The sequence below is a fragment of the Variovorax sp. Soil_C_19 genome (genome assembly GCF_057657255.1).
In genome coordinates this window covers 81,968-106,048 of record NZ_JBDGIV010000014.1, presented here as the reverse complement: position 1 = coordinate 106,048, position 24,081 = coordinate 81,968, and the positions used below count along the sequence as shown (strand labels likewise).

Genomic DNA, 24,081 nt, shown 5'->3' with positions numbered 1-24,081 from the left:
GCCGCGCCTGCCATCCGATGTCGTCTCCTGCCTTTCTCAGACCCGCCCGCGCCGTCACGCCAATGGCCTTCGTGCGAGCCATCGTGCGCGGCTACCAGCGCTATGGCATCGATCCGTCCGAGGCGCTGCGCGCGGCACAGATCACGCCGCGCGAACTGGCCCGGCCCGACGCCCGGGTCACGGCCGCGCAGTTCGAGGTGCTGTCGGATCACGCCATGCAGGAACTCGACGACGAAGCGCTCGGCTGGTTCTCGCGCCGGCTGCCCTGGGGCAGTTACGGCATGCTGTGCCGCGCCTCGCTGACCGCGCCCGACCTGGGCGTGGCGATCAAGCGCTGGTGCCGCCACCACCACCTGCTGACCGACGACATCGGCCTGTCGCTCGAGATGGCGGGCGGTGTCGCCACGCTGCGCGTGGCCGAACGCCGCGCGCTCGACGACGCATTCCGCGAGTTCTGCCTGGTGACGAGCCTGCGCTTCATGCACGGCTACATGTGCTGGGCCATCGACTCGCGCATCTCGCTGCGCCAGGCCAGCTTTCCGTTCGCGGCGCCGGCACACCGCGATGCCTATGCGTCGATGTTCACGCCCGACACGCGCTTCGACGCGGCCTGCGCGAGCATCGCGTTCGACGAGCGCTACCTCGCCCTGCCCTTGCAGCGCGACGAGCGCGCGTTGCGCACCATGCTCAAGCGGGCGCTACCCCTCACGATCCTGCAGTACCGGCGCGACCGGCTGCTGGGCCAGCGCGTGCGCGAACTGCTGCGCTCGCACGCCGGCGAAGCCACCACCGCCGAGGGGCTGTCCGCATGGCTCAATGTGTCGAGCCGCACGCTGCACCGGCAGTTGCACGAGGAAGGAACCTCGCTCCAGGCGCTGAAGAACGAGGTGCGCCACGAGATGGCCGTGGACCTGCTGCGCCGCACGGCGCGCCCCATCAAGCAGGTGGCGCTGGCGGTGGGCTTTCGCAACGAGAAGAGCTTCGCGCGCGCCTTCCTGCAATGGACCGGGCAGGCGCCGAGCGATTTCCGCCAGCAGGTGAAGAAGTAGAAGTAGCGCTCAGGCGGCCGCAGGTGCGTCGATGCGCGCCAGCGCCGCGGCGATGGAAGCGCTGTCCTCGGGGCGCACGAGCTTGGCGACTTCCTTGCCGTCGCGCATGAACACCAGCGTGGGCCAGAGGCGCACGCCGAACGAGCGGCCGAGCGGCCGCCCGCTGCCGTCCTCGACCTTGATGCGGCGGATGTGCGGGTACTGGGCAAAGGCCTCGGCGATGTTCGGCTGCGCGGCCTTGCAGATGCCGCACCAGTTGGTGCCGAACTCGACCACGGCGGGGCCTTCGAGGGCATCGATCTCGGCGCGCTCGGGCTGCGCCGTCTGGTATTCGGAAGTCATCGGGGTCTGGCTCCTTGTGAACGTGCTCGTTGCCATTGCAGCAGAAAGCGCGCGGGCCTGTTCGCCGCAGGGGTTTCAGGCCTGCTGCATGCCGTGCGCGGCGAGCAATGCGGGCAGTTCGCGCATGTCGCTGAACACCTGCAGCGCACCGACGCTGCGCAGTGCCTCGGGTCCGCTGTGGCCTGATTCGCCGGTGCTGTAGCCGAACACCGTGGCGCCTGCGGCCACGCCGGCGGCGGCGCCCGTCACGGTGTCTTCGACCACCGCGCAGCGCTTCGGATCGACGCCCAGCGCTGCCGCTGCTGCGAGGTACACGTCGGGATGCGGCTTGGAGCGCGGCATCTCGTGGCCGCTGAAGATGCGGCCCTCGAAGAACTCGATCAGGCCCGTCTTGGCCAGCTGCAGCTCGACCTTGTGGCGATCCGCGCCCGAGGCGCAGGCGATGCGCCCGTCTAGCGTGGCGTGGATCTTGCGGATCGCGTCGAGCGCATGGGGAATGGCCTCGAGGTCGCGTTCGAGCGCTTCGTTGCGGCGGCCGCGGAAGGTCTTGAGCCAGTCCTCGGTGATCCGCACGCCGGTCTTCGATTCGATGAGCGCGGCCTCGTCCTTCACGGCCTTGCCGGTGAAGGCGTTCATCGCCTCTTCGGTGCTGAGATGCCAGCCGAGCTCGCCGAGCATTTCGGCGAGCACGCGGTTGGTGATGGGCTCGGAGTCGACGAGTACACCGTCGCAGTCGAAGAGGACTGCGGCGAAGGGGAAGGTGGGCATTGCGGGGCTTGGTTCAGGCGGAGTGGGAATGGTAGCAATCCCGCGGGGCTCTACCTCTTTTCCCTCTCCCCCCGGGAGAGGGTCAGGGTGAGGGCTGGCGGCTTTGCCAGAAGCGCGCCGTATCCACCACCGCCGCCCTCACCCCAGCCCTCTCCCGGAGGGAGAGGGAGCAAGACCAATCAGGACGACACAGCCCGAATCGGTATGTACATCTCCCCACCCCCCGCCACGAACTCCCGCGACTTCTCGGCCATGCCGGCCGAAGCCGCTTCCGCCTCGGCCACCCCCTTCTTCGCCGCGTACTCCCGCACCTCCTGCGTGATCTTCATCGAGCAGAACTTCGGCCCGCACATCGAACAGAAGTGCGCCACCTTGCTCGAATCCTTCGGCAGCGTCTCGTCGTGGAATTCACGCGCGGTGTCGGGGTCGAGCCCGAGGTTGAACTGGTCCTGCCAACGGAACTCGAAGCGCGCCTTGCTCAGAGCATCGTCGCGCGAGCGCGCGCCGGGATGCCCCTTCGCCACGTCGGCCGCGTGCGCGGCGATCTTGTACGCAATGATCCCCTGCTTCACGTCGTCGCGGTCCGGCAGGCCGAGGTGCTCCTTCGGCGTCACGTAGCAGAGCATCGCGGTGCCGGCCCAGCCGATCATCGCGGCGCCGATCGCGCTCGAGATGTGGTCGTAGCCTGGCGCGATGTCGATCGTCAGCGGCCCGAGCGTGTAGAACGGCGCCTCGTGGCAGTGCTTGAGCTGCTCGTCCATGTTGGCCTGGATCATGTGCATCGGCACATGGCCCGGCCCTTCGATCATGGTCTGCACGTCGTGCTTCCAGGCGATCTGCGTGAGCTCTCCGAGCGTGCGCAGTTCGGCGAACTGCGCCTCGTCATTGGCGTCGGCACCCGAGCCGGGGCGCAGGCCGTCGCCGAGCGAGAAGCTCACGTCGTAGGCCTTCATGATGTCGCAGATGTCTTCGAAGTGCGTGTAGAGGAAGCTCTCCTTGTGGTGCGCGATGCACCACTTGGCCATGATCGAGCCACCGCGCGAGACGATGCCGGTCATGCGGTCGGCCGTCAGGTGGATGAACGCCAGGCGCAGGCCGGCGTGGATGGTGAAGTAGTCCACGCCCTGCTCGGCCTGCTCGATCAGCGTGTCGCGGTAGATCTCCCAGGTCAGGTCCTCGGCCACGCCACCGACCTTCTCGAGCGCCTGGTAGATCGGCACGGTGCCGATCGGCACGGGGCTGTTGCGCACGATCCAGTCGCGCGTGGTGTGGATGTTCCTGCCGGTCGACAGGTCCATCACGTTGTCGGCGCCCCAGCGGATGGCCCAGACGAGCTTTTCCACCTCTTCCTCGATGCTCGAGGTGACGGCCGAGTTGCCGATGTTGGCGTTGATCTTGACCTTGAAGTTGCGGCCGATGGCCATCGGCTCGACTTCGGGGTGGTTGATGTTCGCGGGAATGATCGCGCGGCCGCGCGCCACTTCGTCGCGCACGAACTCGGGCGTGATGATGCGCGGAATCTGCGCACCCATCGGGTTGCCGGCCACGCGCCTCGCACGCTCCTCGTTGGCGAGGTACTCGGCCATCCACTCGCGCTTGCCGTTCTCGCGCAGCGCCACGTACTCCATCTCGGGCGTGACGATGCCACGGCGCGCATAGTGCATCTGCGTCACGTTGGCGCCCGACTTGGCGCGGCGCGGCGTGCGCTGCAATGCCGAGGCGCCGGCGCGCAGTTCGGCCAGGCGCTGGGCATCGCGGTCTTCGTTCTTGGCGCCGTCGTCGAGCGCATGGTGCATGCGGCCTTCGTAGCTTTCGGTGTCGTTGCGTTCGGCGACCCATGCGCCGCGCACGTCGGGCAGGCCGCGGCGCACGTCGATCTCGACCTTCGGGTCGGTGTACGGACCCGAGGTGTCGTAGAGCGAGACCGTCTCGCCGTTGGTGAGCTGAACGTCACGCACAGGCACGGCGAGGTCGGGCCGGCTGCCGGGAATGACGCACTTGTGCGATGCGGGGAACGGCTCGCGCGTCAGCGACAGCAGCGAGGTGAACTTATCGGGGGCATTCATCGATCGGGCACTCCTTGTGGAAAGACAGGGTGCTCCGCAATCGCTCGGTGGCCTTCGGCAGATGCCCGCCACAAGATGGTGTGGCGGACCGAAGTCAGGGAGTGCAGCTCTTCTTACGCCGGTATGACCCGGATCAAGTTCGCGGGTCGGCAGCTTGCCATCTCAGCACGCCACATGCGTGCACCCCGGAGCGGTGCCTATTGTGCGGGCCGCCGCACGGGGCGTCAACCGGCAGGCTGCTGCAGGTCGCCGTCGAGGTAGTACCAGCGCTCGCCCTCGCGCACGAAGCGGCTGCGCTCGTGCAGGCGCGTGGCGGCACCGCTGGAAGCGCTGCGCTGGCGCGCGACGAATTCGACTTCGGCATGGTCGGCGTCGAGCACCGAGCGCGAACGCACATCGAGCCCCAGCCATTTGACGCCCGGCTCGAAGTCGATCGACGCCGGCCGCTTCGTCGGATGCCAGGTGGCGAGCAGGTAGGGGGCGCGCTCCAGCACGAAGGCGGTATAGCGCGAGCGCATCAGCGACTCGGCGTCGGGCGCGGGCGTGTGCTCGAAGTCGTCGACGTAGCGGCCGCAGCACATCGTGTAGCCGATGGGCTTGTCGCGGCGGTCGGTGCGGCCGCAGGGGCAGGGTCCGGAGGTGGGATCGGTGGCGCTCATGGAGACCGCTATTGGAACATTTCCGCGCGGCGCCCCCCGCGGCGCGCCGGATGGGTGCATCCACCGTTGGCGCGGCGCTTGCTACAAGCTAGGCTTCCGGCACGAGGAGATGATGCGATGTACCTCACGGCCTCCGAGCACAAAGCGCTGCGCGGCGTCTTCACGCTGTTGGCAGAAGACCGCGGCGAGCGCGAGATCCGCGAGCGCCTTGGCTGGGCGCTGCTCGACCTGCTGCGGGCCGACCAGTTCGCCTCGTACGTCTGGCACGCCGAGCACGGCAGCTTCGGCGAGCGCGTGGCCCTCAACATGGACCCGGCCAACCTCGACCGCTATGCCGAATGGCACCAGCACCACGACCCGATCACCTTCGTGCTGCAGTCGCGGCGGCGAGCGACGCGCGTGACCGAAGTGATGCCGCAGCGCGCGCTGATGCGCACGCCGTTCTTCGGCGACTTCCTCGCGCGCGACGGCCTGCACTGGGGCATGAACCTTCATGCGTTCGAAGGCGCGCATGCGTTGGGCGACCTGCGCATCTGGCGCCGCAAGGGCCGCAGCGACTTCGGCGACCACGAGAAGGCACTGCTCGACCTGGTGGAGCCGGCATTCGCCGGCGCGCTCAGGCGCGCGCAGCAGCATCGCGCGCCGGCCGCATCGCTGCTGAGTGCGCGCGAGCAGCAGGTGGCCGACGCGGTGCGGCAGGGCCTGACCGACAAGGAGATCGCGCGGCGCATGGGCGTGGGCGTGCCGACGGTGCGGACCTACCTGCGCCGCACCTTCGACAAGCTCGGCATCGAACGGCGCTCGGCGCTGGCGGCACGCATGGGCGCGGAAGCACCGGCCACGCGCTGAATGAGCCGCCCCCTGCCGCGCTACTTCGGCGCGGCGATGCGCCCGAGCACGGCTTCCACCGCGAGCCCCAGCGCCAGCAACCGGCGATCGCTGCCGGCGGGGCCGTCGAACTCCAGCCCGATCGGCAACCCGCTCGCCGCGCCGATCCCCGATGGCAGTTGCAGGCCCGGAATGCCGGCATTGCTCCCCGGGTCGGTGTTCTGGATCAGCGCGCCGAAGTTCTCGGGACTGCTCGACTCCGGCCCGGCCGCGAGCGCCACGCGCGGCACGGTGGCGAACACCAGCGCATCGAGGCGGTGCGTCGCGAAGGTGTCGCGATAGAGCTTCTGCAGCGCCGGCCGCGCGACCTTCATGGCGTTGTCGTAGGCCGGCTTCGCATCGACCAGGCCATTCGGCGCAGGCAGCTTGCGTGGCACGACGAAGGTCTCGAAGGTGCCCTTGACGTCGGCGCTCGCAATGCCGGCGACCAGCTGCGCCATGTCGACGCCGGTGCGGTACTTCGCGAGGTAGCCCACCATGTCGTCGTGCGCCTCGTAGAGCGCCAGCGGAAAGCCGATGGCGCCGTTGAGTTCCATGAGCTTCGGCATCTCCACCTCGACCAGCGTTGCGCCGGCTTCGCGCAGCCTGGCGAGCGCGGCGTCGGTGGCCGCGCGCGTGTCAGCGTCGAGGTTCTCGTGGAAGGCAGGCACCACGCCGAGCCGCACGCGCTTCAGGTCGGCCGGGCGAATCGCCCCGCCTCCGGCGATCACGCGGTCGAGCAGCGCGAGGTCGGCCACCGACGCGGCCATCGGCCCTGCGGTGTCCCGGGTGTGCGAAATGGGCGCGATGCCCTGCTGTGGATAGCGCCCGATGCTCGGCCGCAATGCGGCGCAGCCGTTGAACGCGCACGGGATGCGCACCGAGCCGCCGGTGTCGGTGCCCAGTGCGGCCGTCACGATGCGCGCGCCCAGCGCCGCGCCATTGCCGGACGACGAACCGCCCGCGATGCGGCTTGCGTCGTAGGCATTGCGCACGCCCACCTCGGGCCCGCTCTGGAACGCCGGATTCCATCCCGTCACGCCGAAGGCCAGCTCGTGCATGCTCGTCTTGCCGAGGATCACGGCGCCGGCCGCGCGCAGCTTCGCGACCACCGGCGCATCGGCAGCGGGCACGAAGCCCTTCAGCGCCGGCGTGCCGGCCGTGGCGGGCAGGCCCTGCACCTGGATGTTGTCCTTGATGACCACGGGCAGCCCGGCCAGCGCCTTGCACGCAGCGCCGCTACGCTGGCGCTGGCGTTGCTGCGCATCGGCGGCGCGCGCAGCCTTCAGCGCGCCCGCTTCGTCGAGCGTGACGAAGGCATTCAGCTCCGGCCGGGCCTTGGCCCGCGCGATCGAGGCCGTCACCAGTTGCTCGCTGGAGAGCGTGCCGGCGCAAAGCTGCCGGACCGCTTCGCTGGCGGTGAGCACGGCGATGTCGCCGGCGGCAGGCTGCGCGGCTGCGGCGGCGGCGCTGCACAGCAGAAGGGAAAGGGAAACGGTTTTCTTGGACGACTTGGGCACGACAGAACCTCCGATGACGAGGCCGCCATGCTGCACCGGCGCCGCGATGCTGTCTGTCGTCGAAACCGATGACAGAAAGCGCGGCGGGCGCTCAGGCCAGCGCGCGCTGGATCAGGAGCTTCTGGATGTCCGACGTGCCTTCGTAGATCTGGCACACCCGCACGTCGCGGTAGATGCGCTCGAGCGGAAAGTCGTTCACATAGCCGTAGCCGCCGAGCGTCTGGATGGCGGCACTGCAGACACGCTCGGCCATCTCGCTCGCGAACAGCTTGGCCATCGCGGCTTCCTTGAGGCAGGGCCGGCCTGCATCGCGCAGGCTCGCGGCATGCCAGATGAGCTGCCGCGCCGCCTCGAGCTGCGTGGCGCAGTCCGCAAGGCGGAAGCCCACGGCCTGCTGGTCGAAGATCGCGCCGCCGAAGGCCTGGCGTTCCTTCGCATAGGCGAGTGCGACCTCGAACGCGCTGCGCGCCATGCCCACACTCTGCGCCGCGATGCCGATGCGTCCGCCCTCGAGCGCGCCAAGCGCGATCTTGTAGCCCTCGCCCTCTTGCCCGATCAGGTTCTCGGCCGGGATGCGGCAGCCGTCGAAGTTGATCTGCGCGGTGTCGCTGCTGTGCTGGCCGAGCTTGTCCTCGAGCCGCGCCACGTTGTAGCCCGGCGCATCGGTCGGCACGATGAACGCGCTCATGCCACGCTTGCCCGCGGCCTTGTCGGTGACCGCGATCACGATCGCCACCTGGCCGTTCTTGCCGCTGGTGATGAACTGCTTGACGCCATCGATGACCCAGCCGTCGGCGTCTTTGCGCGCGGTGGTGCGCAGGCTCGATGCGTCGCTGCCGGCCTGCGGCTCGGTGAGGCAGAACGCGCCGAGCATCTGTCCTTGCGCCAGCGGCTCCAGCCACTGCTTCTTCTGCTGTGCATTGCCGTAACGCAGCATGATGGCGTTGACCGGGCAGTTGGTCACGCTGATGGCGGTGCTGGTGCCGCCGTCGCCGGCGGCGATTTCCTCGAGCACGAGCGCGAGCGTCAGGTAGTCGAGGCCGGCGCCGCCGTGCTCCTCGGGCACGCAGATGCCGTAGGCGCCCAGCGCCGCGAGGCCCTGGTGCGCTTCCTTCGAAAAGATGTGCTCGCGGTCCCAGCGCGGGGCGTGGGGCCAGAGTTCGGCTTGCGAGAACGCGCGCACCGCGTCGCGGATGGCTTCCTGGTCGGCACTGAGCAGCATGGCTGTGTCTCCTGTGTTTTTTTTCTTGGCGCGGGCCTGCAGCGGCTACTTGCCGGCGCCCAGGTCCATGATCAGCCGCGCGGCCATGTACAGGCGGCGCGGGATGGCGCTGGTGTCGACGTACTCGGCCTTGTCGCTGTGGTAGCCGAAGCCCGGCAGGCCCAGGCTTTCAATCACCGGCTTGCCCGAGAGCGCCGCATAGGCCGCATCGGTGCCGCCGCCGGTGCGTTCGGCAATGTCGAGCGTGCCGCCCGCCTCCTTGTAGAAGGCGATGGCCTTGTCGACCAGTTTGCGGCCGCCTTCGCCGGCATTGAAGGCCGGACGGCCGCGCGTGATGAGCACCTTGACGTCCGCTTCGGGCAGTTTCTTCTGCTGCGCACGCTCCTGGAGCGTCTTCATCGCGGCGTCGAAGTCCTCGTTGCGCGCGTAGCGCACGTCGGCATTCAGCGTGGCGCTTGCCGGGATGATGTTCGACACGTTGCCGGCCTTGGCGATGGTCCAGTTGAAGCGCAGGTTCTTCGACTTGTCGTCGATGTCCATCGTGCGCAGCACGAGATCGGAGGCCTCGACCAGCGCGTTCACGCCGAGCTCGGGCGCCGCGCCCGCATGCGAGGCCTTGCCGGTGATGTTGACCTGCACGTAGGCGATGCCCGAGGTGCCGAGGGAGAGCTTCTCGTCACCGGCGCTCGTGGGTTCGAACGACAGCACGTAGTCGGCCTGCTTCGCTTCTTCCTGGATCAGGTCGCGCGAACCGAAGGAGCCCTTTTCCTCGTCGGTGTTGAACAGCACGGTAATGGTGCCGAAGTCGCGCACGCCGTAGTCCTTGATCAGCAGCTTGAGCGTGTGCAGGATCACGGCGTTGCCGCCCTTGTCGTCGGCGATGCCGGGACCGTAGGCCTTGTCGCCCTCGATCTTGAACGGGGCCTTCGCGAGCGTGCCCTTCGGATAGACCGTGTCCATGTGCGACATCAGCAACAGGTTCTTGCCGCCGCGCCCCTTGAGCTTGCCGACGATGTTGTCGCCCACGACGAGCCCCGCCGACTTGTGCCGTGTGACCGTGAAGCCGAGGTTCTTGAGTTCGCCCTCGAGGTACTGGCCGGCGGCCGCGAGGCCTTCGGCATCGCCGGTGCCGGTCTCGAGGTTGACGAGTTTTTCCAGCGTCTTGATCAGCGCGGGCTGCTCGTCGGTGGCGGCCTGAAACAGCACGTTGTCGCGCTTCTGGGCCCAGGCGGCGCTCGCCACGAAGGCGGTGGCCAGCACGACGGCCATGGCGGTACGGTGAAAGGAAGGGCGCATGAAGACTCCTGCTCTACGCATTGTTGGTTGTTGGTCTGGGGGCGCCCGGGGGGCGTCCGCTCATAGCAATTCGAGTGCCACCGCCGTGCCTTCGCCTCCGCCGATGCACAGCGTCGCCACGCCGCGCTTCTTGCCGCGCGCCTTGAGCGCATGCAGCAGCGTGACCATGATGCGTGCGCCGCTCGCGCCGATCGGGTGGCCGAGCGCGCAGGCGCCGCCATGCACATTGACGATCTCGTGCGAAACGTCGAGTTCGTGCATCAGCGCCATCGGCACCACCGCGAAGGCCTCGTTGACTTCCCACAGGTCGACGTCGCGCACGCTCCAGCCGGTCTTCTTGAACAGCTTGGCGACAGCGCCGACCGGTGCGGTCGAGAACCACTCGGGCTGCTGCGCATGCGTCGCATGGCCCACGATGCGGGCGATCGGCGTTGCGCCGATCTTCCTGGCGTGCGATTCGGTCATCATGACCAGCGCCGCGGCGCCGTCGTTGATCGACGAGCTCGAGGCGGCGGTGATGGTGCCGTTCTCTTTCTTGAACGCGGGCTTGAGCGTGGAGATCTTGTCGAGCTTGACCTTGCCCGGGCCCTCGTCGATCGAGACCACGGTATCGCCGCCGCGGCCCTTCACGGTGACGGGCACGATCTCGTCCTTGAACGCGCCGGATTCGGTGGCGGCCTTGGCCCGCTGCACGCTGGCGATCGCGAAGGCGTCCTGCTGCTCGCGCGTGAACTTGTACTTGGCCGCGCAGTCTTCGCCGAAGGTGCCCATGGAACGGCCCGGCTGATAGGCGTCCTCGAGGCCGTCGAGCATCATGTGGTCGAAGATGCGGTCGTGGCCCATGCGGTAGCCGCCGCGGCCCTTGAGCATGAGATACGGCGCGTTGGTCATGCTTTCCATGCCGCCCGCCACCATCACCTCGTGGGTGCCCGCAAGCAGCAGGTCGTGCGCGAGCATGGCCGCCTTCATGGCCGAGCCGCACATCTTGCTGAGCGTGACCGCGCCGGCGCTGTCGGGCAGGCCGCCCTTGTAGGCCGCCTGGCGGGCCGGCGCCTGGCCCTGGCCCGCCATCAGGCAGTTGCCGAACAGCACTTCGCCGACGCTGTCGGGCGCAATGCCGGCGCGCTCCACGGCGGCCTTGATAGCAGCGCCGCCGAGGTCGTGCGCCGCGAGCGACGCGAAGTCGCCCTGGAAGCTGCCCATGGGGGTGCGTGCAGCACCGACGATGACGATGGATTCGGACATTTCAGATCTCCTTGTGGATGGATGTTCAGAAGTGGGTCGCATGCCCCTCGTGCGGGAAACGCTGCGATTCCTCGTACGGGAAGACGTCGAGCATCTGCCCGGCCTCGATGCGCTGCTTGTGGTGCTGCCAGAAGGCGGCGTCGAGCAGGTCGGCATGGTGCGCCATGAAGGCCTCGCGCACGGCGTCGTTGCCGAGCAGGAACGGGCCGAAGGTCTCGGGGAACACGTCCTTCGGGCCCACCGAATACCAGACCTCGCCGCTCATCTCGTCCTCCTCGTTGCGCGGCGCGGGCACCTTGCGGAATTTGCAGTCGGTGATGTATTCGATCTCGTCGTAGTCGTAGAAGACGACCTTGCCGCCACGCGTGACGCCGAAGTTCTTCCACAGCATGTCACCGGGAAAGATGTTGGCGGCGACCATGTCCTTGATGGCATTGCCGTACTCGACGACCGCATGCTCGAGCTGCTCCCTGGCGCGCCGTGCGTGCGCCGGGGTTTCGGGGTCGGCCAGCGTGTCGAAGGCCTCCTGCAGGTAGATGTTGAGCGGGATCATGCGGCGCTCGATGTAGACGTGCTTGAGCACCAGCTCCATCTCCCCGTTGCCGTCGCGGTCGGCGATCTCGAGCTGGCTGGGTGCGAATTTCTTGATCTCCTCGATGAGTTCGGGCTCGAAGCGGTCGAGCGGAAAGCCCACGTCGCTGTATTCGAGCGTGTCGGCCATGCGCCCGACGCGGTCGTGCTGCTTCACGAGCAGGTACTTGCCCTTGATCTGCTCGCGCGTGGTGTCCTTCTGCGGCGGATAGAAGTCTTTGATGACCTTGAACACGAACGGGAAGGAAGGCAGGTCGAACACCAGCATGACCATGCCCTTGATGCCGGGCGCGATGCGGAAGCGGTCGCTCGAATAGTTCAGGTGCGAGAGAAAGTCGCGGTAAAAGAGCGTCTTGCCCTGCTTGGCGAGGCCGAGCGCGTTGTAGATCTCGGCGCGCGGCTTGCGCGGCATCAGCGAACGCAGGAACTGCACGCAGGCCGAGGGCACTTCCATGTCGACCATGAAGTACGCGCGCGCAAAGCTGAAGAGCATCTGCAGGTCGTCTTCGCCGAACAGCACCGCGTCCACGTAGAAATGGTCTCGGCTGTCGTGCAGGATCGGCAGCGAGAACGGCAGCTCGGTGAAGCCGTTCATGATCTTGCCAACCACGTAGGCACCCTTGTTGCGGTAGAACAGGCCCGAGAGCACCTGCAGCTGAAAGTTGGCGCGCAGCTTCACCTGGTCGAAGCGCCCCATCATGGCATTGGCCACGCGCTCGGCGTCGCGCCGCTTGTCGGCGAAGCTGCCCTGCAGCGCATAGTCGTCGATCATCTGTTCGATGGTGTCGGCCAGCGTCTCGTCGCTCGGGTAGTAGGGCCGGTATGTGGGCGCGCCGCGCGGCTCGATGTATTCGGTGCTGATCGCCGGGCGCACGAAGATGAAATCGTTCTGGAAGTAGGCGCGGTGCAGGATCTTCGTTGTCACCGAGTTGAAGAAGCTCTCGGCCAGCTCGGGCTGGTGGTGGTCCACGAGCAGGCCGATGAAGTGCAGCTTGACCTGGTGCCACACCTCCATGGGCTGCTCGCCGGCCTTGAACTCCTTCTCGAGGCGGGCCACCGCCTCGTTCACCCGCAGGTCGTAGAACTCGATGCGCTCGCGCTGCGCGCGCTGCTGGCCATGCCAATCGGCCGTTTCGAACCGGTGCTTGGCGCGCGCCGACTCGGCGCGAAACAGCGTGTAGTGGCGGTTGAAGCCGTCGATCATCGCCTTGGCGATATCGTAGGCCAGCGGGGAATCGAGACGCTGCGGGAACATGCGTTCAGCCGGCGCTTGTGGGTGTCGCGTTCTGGCCGGCTTCGTCGGCGGCCGCCACGGCGGCACGCGGCAGCGGCGTGGCTTCGGACGGCGTGCTCCACTTGAAGCGGATGCGCTGCACCGCGGCCTTGTACACCGCGTCGAGCGGCTTGGCGCCGTCCACGCTCAGGCCCAGGTCCTGCAGCAGGCCGTCGTGCACGCCGAAGGTCCAGCCATGGATCGTGACCTGCTGATCGCGGCTCCAGGCGTCGACCATGACCGTGCTCACCGCCACGTTGACCACCTGCTCGGCCACGTTGAGTTCGCACAGCGCATCGGCGCGCACGTCCTCGGGCAGGCTGTCGAGCATCACGTTGTGCCGGTCGCGCACGTCCTGGATGTGGCGGATCCAGTTGTCGGCCAGGCCGATGCGCTTGCCGCTGAGAGCGGCCGCCACGCCGGCGCAGCCGTAGTGGCCCACCACCATGATGTGCTTGACCTTCAGGTGCTCCACGGCGAACTGGATCGCCGACAGCGCATTGAGGTCGGAGTGCACCACGATGTTCGCGACGTTGCGGTGCACGAACACCTCGCCGGGTTCGAGGCCGGTGATCTGGTTGGCGGGCACGCGGCTGTCGGAGCAGCCGATCCACATGTAGCGCGGCGTCTGCTGCTTCACCAGGCCGGTGAAAAAGCCGGGCCGGTCGCGTTCCATCTGTGCGGACCAGGCACGGTTGTGGGCGAAGAGGTCGTCGAGTGTTTCGGTCATGGCGGTGATTGTCGATGAGTCGTGGTTCGGTCGAAGGTCGATGCCGGCATCTCAGGCCGGCCTGGCGGCTTTCTGCGCGCGGGCCAGCGCCGCGCGGCCTTTTTTCTCCTGCTCGCGCACTTCGGCCAGATTGGCCTGCAGCTCGACGAGCTGCGCCTCGAGCTGCGCGCGGTGCGCGCCGAGCACGCCAAGGAACTTCTGCAGCTGCGCCACGGTGTCGCGCGGGCTGTCGTACATGTCGAGGATGTCCTTGGCCTCGGTCAGGCTCAGGCCGAGGCGCTTCGCGCGCAGCGTGAGCGTGAGCCGCGCCCGGTCGCGCGCGCTGTAGATGCGCTGCATGCCCGAGCGCTCCGGCGTGAGCAGCCCCATGTCCTCGTAGAAGCGGATGGCGCGCGTCGTGAGGTCGAACTCCTTCGCGAGCTGGCTGATGGTGAAGGTCTGCGCGGACATGTGGCGAAAGGTAAGGGCGGAATACGTCCGGAAGGGCGTTGCGGTGGCGACAGCAGGTTTGTGCCGCCGTCCCTACAATGGTGCCCTCAACCTATGACGTTTACGTAAACGTCAATCTTACATGAACCTCCTCGAACGCGAACTCCACTACCCCCTGGGCGACACCCTGCCCGTCCCCGGCGAAGCATTGGAAGTCGCACCGGGCGTGCGATGGATCCGCATGCGGCTGCCCTTCGCGCTCGACCACATCAACCTCTGGCTGCTGCGCGACAGCATCGGCGGCGTCGAGGGCTGGACGGTGGTCGACTGCTGCATCGCGCACGACGAATCCCGCGCCCAATGGGAACAAGTCTTCGAGACCCAGTTGCAGGGCCTGCCGATCCTGCGCGTGATCGTCACCCACATGCATCCGGACCACATCGGCCTGGCCGAATGGCTCTGCACGCGCTGGAACGCGCCGTTGTGGATCAGTTCGACCGACTACCACGTGGCACGTGTGCTCACCACCAGCGGCGACACGCTCGCGGGCGGCGAGGCGGCGGCGCGCTTCTTCGCCTCGCACGGCCTCAGCGACCCGGAGGCGATGGCCAAGATCCGCGCGCGCACCAGCTACTACGCGAACATGGTGCCTGCGGTGCCCGACTGCTTCGTGCGCATGATGGACGGCGACACCGTCATGATCGACGGCCATGCATGGCGCTGCATCAGCGGCTACGGCCACGCGCCCGAGCACATTGCGCTCTACTGCGACGAACTGAAGCTGCTGCTCGGCGGCGACATGATGCTGCCGCGCATCTCGACCAACGTGAGCGTGCACGCCAGCGAACCCGATGCCAACTCGCTGCGGCTGTTTTTGGACAGCATCGACAAGTTCAAGGCGCTGCCGGCCGACACGCTCGGCCTGCCGTCGCACGGCAAGCCCTTCACGGGCATCCACCGCCGCGTCGACCAACTGCAGGAACACCACCGCGACCGCCTGGCCGAGCTGCTCGAGGCCTGCATCGCAGGGCCGCTGACGGCCGCCGAGGGCCTGCCGATCCTGTTCAAGCGCGCGCTCGACCTGCACCAGATGACCTTCGCGATGGGCGAGACGGTCGCGCACCTGCACCTGCTGTGGTTCGCAGGCCAGGTGCGCCGCGAGCTGGGCGAGGACGGCGTCTACCGCTTCAGGGCGGCCTGACGAAGCAGAAGAAGCCGCCGCCGTGCGCGCCGCAGCCGGGGCCGCATAGACTTGGCGGCCATGAACATGCCGCACACGCTCGCCGCGCTGCGCGCCGGCCGGCTGGCGGGCGCGCGGCGGCTCGATCTCTCGTGCGGGCTGACCGAGTTTCCGCGCGAGATCTTCGCGCTCGCCGATTCGCTCGAAATACTGAACCTGTCGGGCAATGCGCTCGAGGCACTGCCTGACGACCTGAGCCGGCTGCACCGGCTGCGCGTGCTGTTCTGCTCCGACAACCGCTTCACCGAACTGCCCGCCTCGCTCGGGCAATGCCGCTCGCTCGAGATGGTCGGCTTCAAGGCCAACCGCATCCGCAGCGTGCCCGCGGCGGCGCTCGAACTGCCGCTGCTGCGCTGGCTGATCCTCACCGACAACCAGATCGATTCGCTGCCTGATGCGCTCGGGCGCTGCGCACGGTTGCAGAAGCTCATGCTCGCGGGCAACCGCCTGCAGGCGCTGCCGGCATCGCTCGCGGCCTGCGGGCAGCTCGAGCTGCTGCGCATTGCGGCCAACCGCTTCGAGCAGTTGCCCGCCTGGCTGGCATCGATGCCCCGGCTCGCATGGCTCGCGGCGGCCGGCAATCCCTTCGATGCCGCCGCGGAAGACGCGGCCATCGCCGCGCCTTCGGTGCCGAGCGTGCCGTGGCACGAGCTGGCGCTCGGCAAGAAGATCGGCCAGGGCGCCTCGGGCGTGATCCATGAAGCCGTGCTGCGCGGCGTGCAGCCGGTGGCGGTCAAGCTGTTCAAGGGGGCGGTCACGAGCGACGGCTGGCCGCACAGCGAGATGGCGGCCAGCGTCGCGGCGGGCGAGCATCCCACGCTGGTCGCGGCGCAGGGCCGCATCGGCGGGCATCCCAAAGGGTGCGACGGCCTGGTGATGGCGCTCGTCGATCCGGCGTTCGCCACGCTCGCGAGCCCGCCGAGCTTCGACTCGTGCACCCGCGACGTGTACGCCGAGGACGCGCGCTGGCCTTCGGCGGTGGCGCTCCGCATCGCACGCGACATCGCCTCTGCGATGCGGCACCTGCATGCGCGCGGCATCGTCCACGGGGACCTCTACGCGCACAACATCCTGTGGCGGCCGGAGGGCGGCGCGCGGCTCGGCGATTTTGGCGCTGCCTGGATGCCCGGCACGCTCGGTGCGGTCCAGGCACGTGCCTTCCAGGCCGCCGAGATGCGCGCCTTCGGCTGCCTGCTCGAAGAGCTGCTGGCACGCTGCACCGATGCGCCCGCGCCCGCCGTGGCCGCGCTCGCGGCGCGCTGCCTGCAGCCCGATGCGGCCGCACGCCCGACGTTCGACGAGGCGCTGCCGCTCATCGAGCGCGCGCTGTCCTCACCATGACGCGCCGCCCGCCACCGCAACTGCCGCTGCCCATGCGCGACGGCGTCGGCCCGAGCTGCGTCGGCCTGCCGCAAGGCCCGTGGCCGACCATCGCCGAGTTCCTGGTCGAGCGCTTCACCGCGATCACGCGCGAGGCCTGGCTCGAACGCATGGCCGCCAACGACGTGGTCGACGAGTACGGCGTGCCCGTGACCGCGTCGCGCCGCTACGAGGCGCCGCTCAGGGTCTATTACTACCGCACGCTCGACGACGAGGCGCGCATCCCGTTCGAGGAGCAAATCGTCTACCGCGATGCCGACCTGCTGGTGGTCGACAAGCCGCCCTTCGTGCCCGTCATTCCCACCGGCAAGTACCTGCACGAGAGCCTGCTGGTGCGGCTGAAGCGCAAGCTCGGCATCGACGACCTGGTGCCGATGCACCGCATCGATCGCGGCACGGCCGGGCTGGTGCTGTTCTCGGTGCGCCGCGAAACGCGCGGCGCCTACCAGGTGCTGTTCCCGGAGCGCCGCATCGACAAGCACTACGAGGCGGTCGTCCCCTGGCAGCCCGGGGTGTCGGCGGTGCCGGCCATCTACCGCAGCCGGCTCGTCGACGACGAAGCGCACTTCATGCGCGTCAGGGAGGAACAAGGCGGCGAGCCCAATTCCGAGACGCACATCGAGGTCGCGCAGCAGGCGGGAGGCCACGCGCTGCTCCGGCTCTCGCCGGTCACAGGGCGGCGCCACCAGTTGCGCGTGCACTGCATGGCGCTCGGCATGCCGATCGTCAACGACCCGATCTACCCCACGCTGCTGCCGCAGGGTGCCGACGATTTCGACCGACCGCTGCAGCTGCTCGCCAAGTCGGTGGCGTTCGAAGACCCGCTGAGCGGCGAAGCGCGCACTTTCACCAGCCCCCGAAGCCTGGCGCTGCCGCCAAGGTGACGGCGCGCGGGCGCGCGGCGCACTAAGCTTCCCTCCGGCATCTTTCAAGACTCCGGAGACACCTACATGGACACCACCCGACTCTTCTCGCTCGAGGGCCGCAGCGCCCTCATCACCGGCGGCTCGCGCGGCATCGGCCGCATGATCGCCGAAGGCTTTCTGGCCCAGGGCGCGCGCGTGTACATCTCGGCGCGCAAGGCCGATGCCTGCGACGCCGCCGCCAAGGAGCTCTCGGCCTTCGGCCACTGCGTGTCGCTGCCGGCCGACGTGTCGACGCAGGAGGGCATGAAGGCGCTGGTCGAGGCCTATGCCGGCCACGAAAAGACGCTCGACATCCTCGTCAACAACGCCGGCGCCGCCTGGGGCGCGCCCTACGACGAATTTCCAGAGAGCGGCTGGGACAAGGTGGTCGACCTCAACATGAAGACGCCCTTCTTCCTCACGCAGATGCTCACGCCGATGCTGCGCGCCGGCGCCACCGACCACCTGGCGAAGGTGATCAACATTGCTTCGATCGACGGGATCGCGGTCAATCCGCTCGAAACCTATTCCTACGCGGCCAGCAAGGCCGGCGTGATCCAGCTGACGCGCCGCATGGCCACGCGGCTCGCGCGCGACCGCATCGTGGTGAGCGCCATCGCACCGGGCGCCTTCGCCTCCAGCATGAACAAGGATGCACGCGACAACGCCGAAGAGGTGGGCAAGCGCATTCCCGCCGGCCGCATCGGCACCCCCGAGGACATGGCCGGCGCGGCCATCTTCCTGGCCTCGCGCGCGGGCGACTACGTGCTGGGCTCGACGCTGGTGCTCGACGGTGGCGTGATCCACACGCGCGGAACCGACTAGGCACAACGGGCTGCCCCGCAGCGCCGCGTCGCGGGATCAACGCCAGCGGGGAACGGCTTCGTCCTTGAGCTGCGCGCGCAGAACACCGTAGTCCGGCACCACGCTCTCCACCGTTTCCCAGAAGCGGTGCGAGTGGTCCATCACGCGCAGGTGGGCGAGCTCGTGCGCCACCACATAGTCGATCACCGGCAGGCGGAAATGGATCAGCCGCCAGTTGAGCCGAATCGAACCGTCGGCACTCGCGCTGCCCCAGCGCGTGGCGGCGTTCGAGAGCGACAGCTTCTGCCACTGCACGCCGAGCCGCGGCGCGAAATGGTCGAGGCGCTCGATGAAGAGGCGTCGCGCGCTGCGCATGAGCCAGGCCTGGGCGGCATCGCGGATCTGCGACGGCGCTGCGTTCTGCGCCACCGCAAGGCGCAGGACGCGCGCTCCCGTGCCCTCGGCGCCGGGCTCGTCGAGCGTGCCGCCGACGCTCGAGAAGCCGTGCTTCGGGTCGAGCCGGATCACGACCGGCTCGCCCATGAACGGAAATTCGGCGCCGTCCTTCCACTCGATGCGCGTGGCCTCGACGCGCGCCTGGCGCTGCTGCGTCTCGCGCAGCTTGCGCAGGATCCAGTCGGCTTTCTCCTGCACGGCGGCATCGACGTCGCGCAGCGTGACCCAGCGCGGGGCGCGCACCGACAGTCCCTCGGCACCGACGAGAAAACCGATGGTCTTGCGCTTGCCGCGTTTGAACTCGTAGCCCACGCGCGCCGAGCCCAGGACCACTTCGCGCGTGGCCTGCGGATGGACGAAGCTCGCGAGCGCCAACGTGTCGCGCAGCGGAATCGCGGGCACTGCGGGCGCGGCGCCGGCATGCGGCGCAGCCTCGTCGGTCGCGGAAGGCGCGGGCGCAGGCGACACGGCCGGCGGCGCTTTCTTCTTGCGCGGCGTGCGCGGACGGTGCTCGGGCGGTGCAGGCGCGGCGAACTCGCTGCCGAGCTTCTCGAACAGGTCCATGGTGAACTGCAGCAGTGCCTGCATCGTCCGGCTCTTTCCTGCCTGCGCCGCCTGCGCTCTCTTCAGCGCCCGTGCGCCTGCTGCGCCTCGACGGGCGGGCTGCTGTCGCGATAGGCCTCGGGATCGAGCCGGTGCATCTCGGCTTCGATCCAGGCCTCGACCTCGCGCATCAGTTCGTCGGGCTTGCGTCCAACGCTGGAAATGGCCGGGCCGATCGACACGTCCACCACGCCGGGGCGCTTGATGAAGGCCTTGCGCGGCCAGACCTTGGCCGAGGTGACCGCGATCGGAATGACCGGCACGCCTGTTTCGCAGGCGAGCCGGGTGCCGCCATTCTTGTAGGTGCCTTTTTGCCCGCGCGGAATGCGCGTGCCCTCGGGGAACATGATGATCCAGATGCCCTGCGCGAGCAGCTTGCGGCCCTGGTTCACCACCTTGTTGAAGGCCTGGGCGCGCTGACTGCGATCGATGTGGATCATGTCGAGCCGGGCCATGGCCCAGCCGAAGAAGGGCACGTAGATCAGCTCCTTCTTGAACACGTAGGCCAGCGGGTGCGGCATCAGCGTGGGCATGAGGAAGGTCTCGAAGGTGGACTGGTGCTTGACCAGCAGGATCGCGCCTGCGAGCTGGTCGGTGGGCAGGTTCTCCATGCCGCTCACGCGGGTGCGGATGCCCAGCAGCACGCGCGCACCGTCGATTGCCCAGCCGAGCCAGCGCGCAGCCATCCAGTAGAGCGGGATGCCGCGCTTCCAGAGCGAGCTGACGCACATGATGATGCCCCAGGGCACCACGGTGACGAGCATCCAGAGGGCATGGACCACGGAACGGAGAAAAGCCATCAGACAGCCACCTGCAGTGCGGCCTGCGCTTCGCGCGCAAGCAGAAAGTCGACAAAGGCGGCCAGGTCGTTGTGGACCATGGTGTTCGCCGGGTATTCGGAAGGCAGCGGATCGACGCCGCGGCAGGCGGCGCCCATGCCGGTGAGCAGCAGGTGCGGTTCGCATCCGGCCGCAGCGCCGGCCTGCAGGTCGCGCAGGCTGTCGCCCGCGGTCGGCACGCCCTTGAGATCGAAGCCGAAGCGGTCGGCGATCTGGCGGAACAGCCCGGGCGCCGGCTTGCGGCAGGCGCAGCCCTCGTCGGGGCTGTGCGGGCAATAGAAGACCGCCTCGACCCGCCCGCCCACGGCCGCGAGCATCTTGTGCATCTTGGCGTGCATGGCATTGAGCGAGGCCATGTCGAACAGGCCGCGCCCGAGCCCCGACTGGTTGGATGCGATCACCACGTGCCATCCCGCATGGTTGAGCCGGGCCACGGCTTCGAGCGCGCCGGGCAGCGGCGTCCACTCGACGTCGCTCTTCACGAAGTCTTCACGGTGCACGTTGATCGTGCCGTTGCGATCGAGGATGACGAGTTTCATGGGGTTGTCCCTTCAGACTCCTGGTGACGCCGCGCGAACGCCAAACCTCATGCCGCCAGCCGCTCGAGCTGCGCCACGCGGTTCATCGCCACGTGCAGCGACATCAGCAGGCCGAGCCGGTTGAGCCGCAGGTCGGCCTGCTCGGCGTTGACCATCACGCCGTCGAAGAAGGCATCGACCGGCTCGCGAAGGGCTGCCAGGGTCTGCAGCGATCCGGTGTAGTCGCCAGCGTCGAACTGCGCATTGGCGGCCGGCACGACCTCGGCCATGGCGGCGTGCAGCGCCCGCTCGGCGGGTTCCTGCAGCAGCAGTTCGCTCACGTGCGCATCGGCCTCGGGCGCCTTCTTGAGAATGTTGCCGATGCGCTTGTTGGCGGCGGCCAGCGCGGCGGCGGCCGGCAGCGCGGCAAAGGCGCGCACGGCCGCGAGCAGGCGCGGCACTTCGCCCAGGCGCTGCGGGCGGGGCGCGAGCACGGCGTCGACCTCCTGCGCGCTGGCGCCCTGTTCGCGCAGGCTGCCGGCGAGCCGGTCGAGCACGAAGTCCTGCAGCTCGGCGGTGGCGCGCTGGCGCTCGAAGCCCTCGATTCCGTCGAACTGCGCAGAGGCCTCGGCCAGCAGCGCGTCGAGGTCGAGCGGCAGGTACTTCTCGATCAACATGCGGATCACGCCGAGCGCATGGCGGCGCAGCGCGAACGGGTCGCGGTCGCCGGTGGGCAGGTTGCCGATGCCGAACATGCCGACCAGGGTCTCGAGCTTGTCGGCCAGTGCGACCACGAGGCCGACGGGATTGCGCGGCAGCTCGTCGCCCGCGAAACGCGGCTTGTAGTGGTCTTCGATGGCGTCGGCCACCGCGGCATCGAGGCCGTCGTGCAGCGCGTAGTAGCGGCCCATGATGCCCTGCAGCTCGGGAAACTCGCCGACCATGTCGGTCACGAGATCGGCCTTGGCGAGCTGCGCGGCCTGGGTGGCGTGGGCCGCGAGCGTGGCGTCGCCGAGCTTGCCGGCCAGCGCCTGGGCGATGCCGCGTGCAATGCGCATGACGCGCTCGACGCGCTCGCCCTGGGTGCCGAGCTTGTTGTGGTAGACCACCTTGGCCAGCGATTCCACGCGCGAAGCCAGCGACTTCTTGCGGTCCTGGTCGAAGAAGAACTTCGCGTCGGCCAGCCGCGGCCGCACCACGCGCTCGTTGCCGCCGACGACCGCGCTGGCGTCGTCGGGGCTGATGTTGCTGACGACCAGGAACTGGTGGGTGAGCCGGTTCTGCGCGTCGAGCAGCGGAAAGTACTTCTGGTTGGCCTTCATCGTGAGGATGAGGCATTCCTGCGGCACTTCCAGGAATTCGCGCTCGAAGCTGCAGACCAGGACGTTGGGGCGCTCGACCAGCGCGGTCACTTCGTCGAGCAGCGCGTCGTCGTGAATCGGCACGGTGCCGCCGCCCACGCGCACCGCCGCGGCCGCGAGCTGGCGCGCGATCTCGGCGCGGCGCGTCTCGAAGCCCGCGATGACGGCGCCTTCTTCCTGCAACTGCAGCGCATAGTTGTTGGCATCGCGCAGCACCACCGGGTCGACAGCCGCCTCGAAGCGGTGCCCGCGGGTCTCGCGGCCGGCCTTCAGGCCGAGCGCCTCGACTGGCACGATGGCGTCGCCATGCAGCGCCACGAGGCCGTGCGCGGGCCGCACGAAGCTCACGCTGCTCCAGCCCGGCAGTTCGCATCCGCTTTCGAGCTGGTAGCTCATGACCTTGGGGATCGGCAGCTTGGCGATGGCTTCGGCCAGCGCCTTCTGCAGGCCTTCGGCGAGCGTCGCGCCCTTGGCGGTGCTTTCGTAGAACAGGGCCTCGGCCTTGCCGTCCATCGCGCGCTTCAGGCCCGCAACGGCCGACGCATCGGCACCGAGCGCGCCCAGGCGCTTCAGCAGCGCGGGCGTCGGCTGGCCCGAGGCATCGAGCCCCACCGACACCGGCATGAGCTTCTGCGACACGGCCCGGTCGGCGGCCCGATCGGCCACGAGCGTGAGGTGCGCCGCCAGGCGGCGCGGCGAGGCATAGGCGGTGAGCACCGAGCCGGCTTCGGCCAGGCCTTGCGCCAGCAGCTGGTCGCGCAGCACGCCGGCAAAGGCCTCGCCGAGCTTCTTCAACGCCTTGGGCGGCAGTTCTTCGACGAACAGTTCAACCAGCAGGGAATTCTTGTTGTTCATGGGGATGGTCATCGCTCAGGCTGCCTTTTTGGGTGCGATCTGCGCGACCCATTCGCGCGGCGCCATCGGGAAGCCCAGCCGCTCGCGGCTCTCGTAATAGCTCTGCGCCACGCTGCGCGCGAGGTTGCGGATGCGGCCGATGTAGGCGGCGCGTTCGGTCACGCTGATCGCGCCGCGCGCGTCGAGCAGGTTGAAGCTGTGCGCGGCCTTGAGCACCTGCTCGTAGGCCGGCAGCGCGAGCTGTTCGGCCATGAGGTGCCTGGCCTGCTTCTCGTGTGCGGCGAAGGCGGTGAAGAGGAACTCGGCGTCGCTGTGCTCGAAGTTGTAGGTCGACTGCTCGACCTCGTTCTGCTTGTAGACGTCGCCATAGCTCAGGCCTTCGGTCCAGGTCAGGTTGTAGACGTTGTCCACGCCCTGCAGGTACATGGCCAGGCGCTCGAGGCCGTAGGTGATCTCGCCGGTGATCGGCTTGCAGTCGATGCCGCCGACCTGCTGGAAATAGGTGAACTGCGTCACTTCCATGCCGTTGAGCCAGACCTCCCAGCCCAGGCCCCAGGCGCCGAGCGTGGGATTCTCCCAGTCGTCCTCGACGAAGCGGATGTCGTTCTTCTTGAGGTCGAAGCCCAGCGCTTCGAGCGAGCCGAGGTAGAGCTCGAGGATGTTGGACGGCGCGGGCTTGAGCACGACCTGGTACTGGTAGTAGTGCTGCAGCCGGTTCGGGTTCTCGCCGTAGCGGCCGTCCTTGGGGCGGCGGCTGGGCTGCACGTAGGCGGCCTTCCAGGGTTCGGGGCCGAGCGCGCGCAGGAAGGTGGCGGTGTGCGAGGTGCCCGCGCCCACTTCCATGTCGTACGGTTGCAGCAGCGCACAGCCCTTGTCGGCCCAGTACGACTGCAATTTGAGAATGATTTGCTGGAAGGTCAACATGAAGCAGGCCGGCGTGACCGGACATTGGACGGTAGCGCGGTGAAGAAGCACCGCGAAAGCAGGCGATTTTACGGTCGGAGGGCAACTCTCCCACAGCCGTCCGGCATGGTTGCTGCCGCGCCGGGCGCGCAGCGTGTGC

The 24,081-nt window shown here is 68.4% G+C and carries 22 protein-coding genes and 1 riboswitch; of the genes, 6 read left to right on the top strand and 16 right to left on the bottom strand.

The annotated features are described in order from the left end of the window. Positions 1-17 precede the first annotated feature (17 nt). Positions 18-1,049 carry an AraC family transcriptional regulator gene (locus tag AC3A6R_RS22315; RefSeq protein WP_487865612.1) on the top strand — a complete coding sequence of 344 codons (1,032 nt, stop codon included), beginning with the start codon at positions 18-20 and terminating at the stop codon, positions 1,047-1,049. Positions 1,050-1,058: 9 nt separating this feature from the next. On the opposite strand, the gene AC3A6R_RS22310 is transcribed toward AC3A6R_RS22315, so the two are convergent. The 4 genes from AC3A6R_RS22310 to AC3A6R_RS22295 form a co-directional block, all read right to left on the bottom strand. Further along, positions 1,059-1,391 carry a thioredoxin family protein gene (locus tag AC3A6R_RS22310; RefSeq protein WP_487862349.1) on the bottom strand — a complete coding sequence of 111 codons (333 nt, stop codon included), beginning with the start codon at positions 1,389-1,391 and terminating at the stop codon, positions 1,059-1,061. 75 nt (positions 1,392-1,466) lie between these two features. Next, entirely contained in the window at positions 1,467-2,159 is a 693-nt protein-coding gene (locus AC3A6R_RS22305; RefSeq protein ID WP_487862348.1) for an HAD family hydrolase, read from the bottom strand. A 179-nt stretch (positions 2,160-2,338) separates the two neighbouring features. Next, on the bottom strand, positions 2,339-4,225 hold the full coding sequence (gene thiC, locus AC3A6R_RS22300) for a phosphomethylpyrimidine synthase ThiC (protein WP_487865611.1): 1,887 nt from the start codon (positions 4,223-4,225) through the stop codon (positions 2,339-2,341). A gap of 93 nt (positions 4,226-4,318) precedes the next feature. Continuing rightward, a riboswitch (TPP riboswitch) is annotated at positions 4,319-4,423 on the bottom strand. 26 nt (positions 4,424-4,449) lie between these two features. Then, the gene (locus tag AC3A6R_RS22295; RefSeq protein ID WP_487862346.1) at positions 4,450-4,884 is read right to left on the bottom strand and encodes a YchJ family protein; all 435 of its coding nucleotides are present in this window, start codon (positions 4,882-4,884) and stop codon (positions 4,450-4,452) included. 117 nt (positions 4,885-5,001) lie between these two features. Between AC3A6R_RS22295 and AC3A6R_RS22290 the strand changes: the two genes are divergently transcribed. Next, positions 5,002-5,733 (top strand): helix-turn-helix transcriptional regulator, encoded by a 732-nt coding sequence (locus AC3A6R_RS22290; RefSeq protein WP_487862345.1) that lies wholly within the window; start codon positions 5,002-5,004, stop codon positions 5,731-5,733. A gap of 20 nt (positions 5,734-5,753) precedes the next feature. Here the strand turns inward: AC3A6R_RS22290 and iaaH are convergent, their stop codons facing one another. The 7 genes from iaaH to AC3A6R_RS22255 all read right to left on the bottom strand — a co-directional run bounded on the left by iaaH (position 5,754) and on the right by AC3A6R_RS22255 (position 14,078). Further along, positions 5,754-7,271 (bottom strand): indoleacetamide hydrolase, encoded by a 1,518-nt coding sequence (gene iaaH, locus AC3A6R_RS22285; protein ID WP_487865610.1) that lies wholly within the window; start codon positions 7,269-7,271, stop codon positions 5,754-5,756. A 91-nt stretch (positions 7,272-7,362) separates the two neighbouring features. Next, positions 7,363-8,493 carry an acyl-CoA dehydrogenase family protein gene (locus AC3A6R_RS22280; RefSeq protein ID WP_487865609.1) on the bottom strand — a complete coding sequence of 377 codons (1,131 nt, stop codon included), beginning with the start codon at positions 8,491-8,493 and terminating at the stop codon, positions 7,363-7,365. Positions 8,494-8,538: 45 nt separating this feature from the next. Then, entirely contained in the window at positions 8,539-9,789 is a 1,251-nt protein-coding gene (locus tag AC3A6R_RS22275; RefSeq protein WP_487862342.1) for a glutamate carboxypeptidase, read from the bottom strand. A gap of 60 nt (positions 9,790-9,849) precedes the next feature. Beyond that, positions 9,850-11,034: an acetyl-CoA C-acyltransferase gene (locus AC3A6R_RS22270; RefSeq protein ID WP_487865608.1), complete on the bottom strand. Its 1,185-nt coding sequence runs from the start codon at positions 11,032-11,034 to the stop codon at positions 9,850-9,852. A gap of 25 nt (positions 11,035-11,059) precedes the next feature. Continuing rightward, complete coding sequence (gene aceK / locus AC3A6R_RS22265; RefSeq protein WP_487865607.1) at positions 11,060-12,880, bottom strand: bifunctional isocitrate dehydrogenase kinase/phosphatase; 1,821 nt, start codon at positions 12,878-12,880, stop codon at positions 11,060-11,062. 4 nt (positions 12,881-12,884) lie between these two features. Beyond that, positions 12,885-13,628: a carbonate dehydratase gene (gene can, locus AC3A6R_RS22260; protein WP_487862339.1), complete on the bottom strand. Its 744-nt coding sequence runs from the start codon at positions 13,626-13,628 to the stop codon at positions 12,885-12,887. A 51-nt stretch (positions 13,629-13,679) separates the two neighbouring features. Further along, positions 13,680-14,078, bottom strand: coding sequence for a MerR family transcriptional regulator (locus AC3A6R_RS22255; RefSeq protein ID WP_487862338.1), 399 nt, complete (start codon positions 14,076-14,078; stop codon positions 13,680-13,682). 121 nt (positions 14,079-14,199) lie between these two features. On the opposite strand from AC3A6R_RS22255, the gene AC3A6R_RS22250 reads away from it, so the two are divergent. From AC3A6R_RS22250 to AC3A6R_RS22235, 4 genes are all read left to right on the top strand, one after another. Next, on the top strand, positions 14,200-15,258 hold the full coding sequence (locus tag AC3A6R_RS22250; RefSeq protein ID WP_487865606.1) for an MBL fold metallo-hydrolase: 1,059 nt from the start codon (positions 14,200-14,202) through the stop codon (positions 15,256-15,258). Between the two features lie 66 nt (positions 15,259-15,324). Then, positions 15,325-16,638 carry a leucine-rich repeat-containing protein kinase family protein gene (locus AC3A6R_RS22245; RefSeq protein ID WP_487865634.1) on the top strand — a complete coding sequence of 438 codons (1,314 nt, stop codon included), beginning with the start codon at positions 15,325-15,327 and terminating at the stop codon, positions 16,636-16,638. Beyond that, the gene (locus AC3A6R_RS22240) at positions 16,635-17,561 is read left to right on the top strand and encodes a pseudouridine synthase (RefSeq protein ID WP_487865605.1); all 927 of its coding nucleotides are present in this window, start codon (positions 16,635-16,637) and stop codon (positions 17,559-17,561) included. The genes AC3A6R_RS22245 and AC3A6R_RS22240 overlap by 4 nt, the downstream gene beginning before the upstream one ends. 66 nt (positions 17,562-17,627) lie before the next feature. Continuing rightward, positions 17,628-18,407: an SDR family oxidoreductase gene (locus AC3A6R_RS22235; protein WP_487862335.1), complete on the top strand. Its 780-nt coding sequence runs from the start codon at positions 17,628-17,630 to the stop codon at positions 18,405-18,407. A gap of 36 nt (positions 18,408-18,443) precedes the next feature. Here AC3A6R_RS22235 and AC3A6R_RS22230 read toward each other — a convergent pair whose 3' ends face one another. The 5 genes from AC3A6R_RS22230 to glyQ are packed head-to-tail and all read right to left on the bottom strand — an operon-like array spanning position 18,444 to position 23,942. Further along, positions 18,444-19,430, bottom strand: coding sequence for a M48 family metallopeptidase (locus AC3A6R_RS22230; RefSeq protein WP_487865604.1), 987 nt, complete (start codon positions 19,428-19,430; stop codon positions 18,444-18,446). A gap of 38 nt (positions 19,431-19,468) precedes the next feature. Continuing rightward, positions 19,469-20,245 (bottom strand): lysophospholipid acyltransferase family protein, encoded by a 777-nt coding sequence (locus tag AC3A6R_RS22225; RefSeq protein ID WP_487862333.1) that lies wholly within the window; start codon positions 20,243-20,245, stop codon positions 19,469-19,471. Further along, positions 20,245-20,823: a D-glycero-beta-D-manno-heptose 1,7-bisphosphate 7-phosphatase gene (gmhB, locus tag AC3A6R_RS22220; RefSeq protein ID WP_487862332.1), complete on the bottom strand. Its 579-nt coding sequence runs from the start codon at positions 20,821-20,823 to the stop codon at positions 20,245-20,247. Before gmhB ends, AC3A6R_RS22225 begins: the two co-directional genes overlap by 1 nt. A 47-nt stretch (positions 20,824-20,870) precedes the next feature. Next, complete coding sequence (gene glyS, locus AC3A6R_RS22215) at positions 20,871-23,018, bottom strand: glycine--tRNA ligase subunit beta (protein ID WP_487865603.1); 2,148 nt, start codon at positions 23,016-23,018, stop codon at positions 20,871-20,873. A 15-nt stretch (positions 23,019-23,033) separates the two neighbouring features. Next, positions 23,034-23,942, bottom strand: coding sequence for a glycine--tRNA ligase subunit alpha (glyQ, locus tag AC3A6R_RS22210; RefSeq protein ID WP_487865602.1), 909 nt, complete (start codon positions 23,940-23,942; stop codon positions 23,034-23,036). Positions 23,943-24,081: the final 139 nt, after the last annotated feature.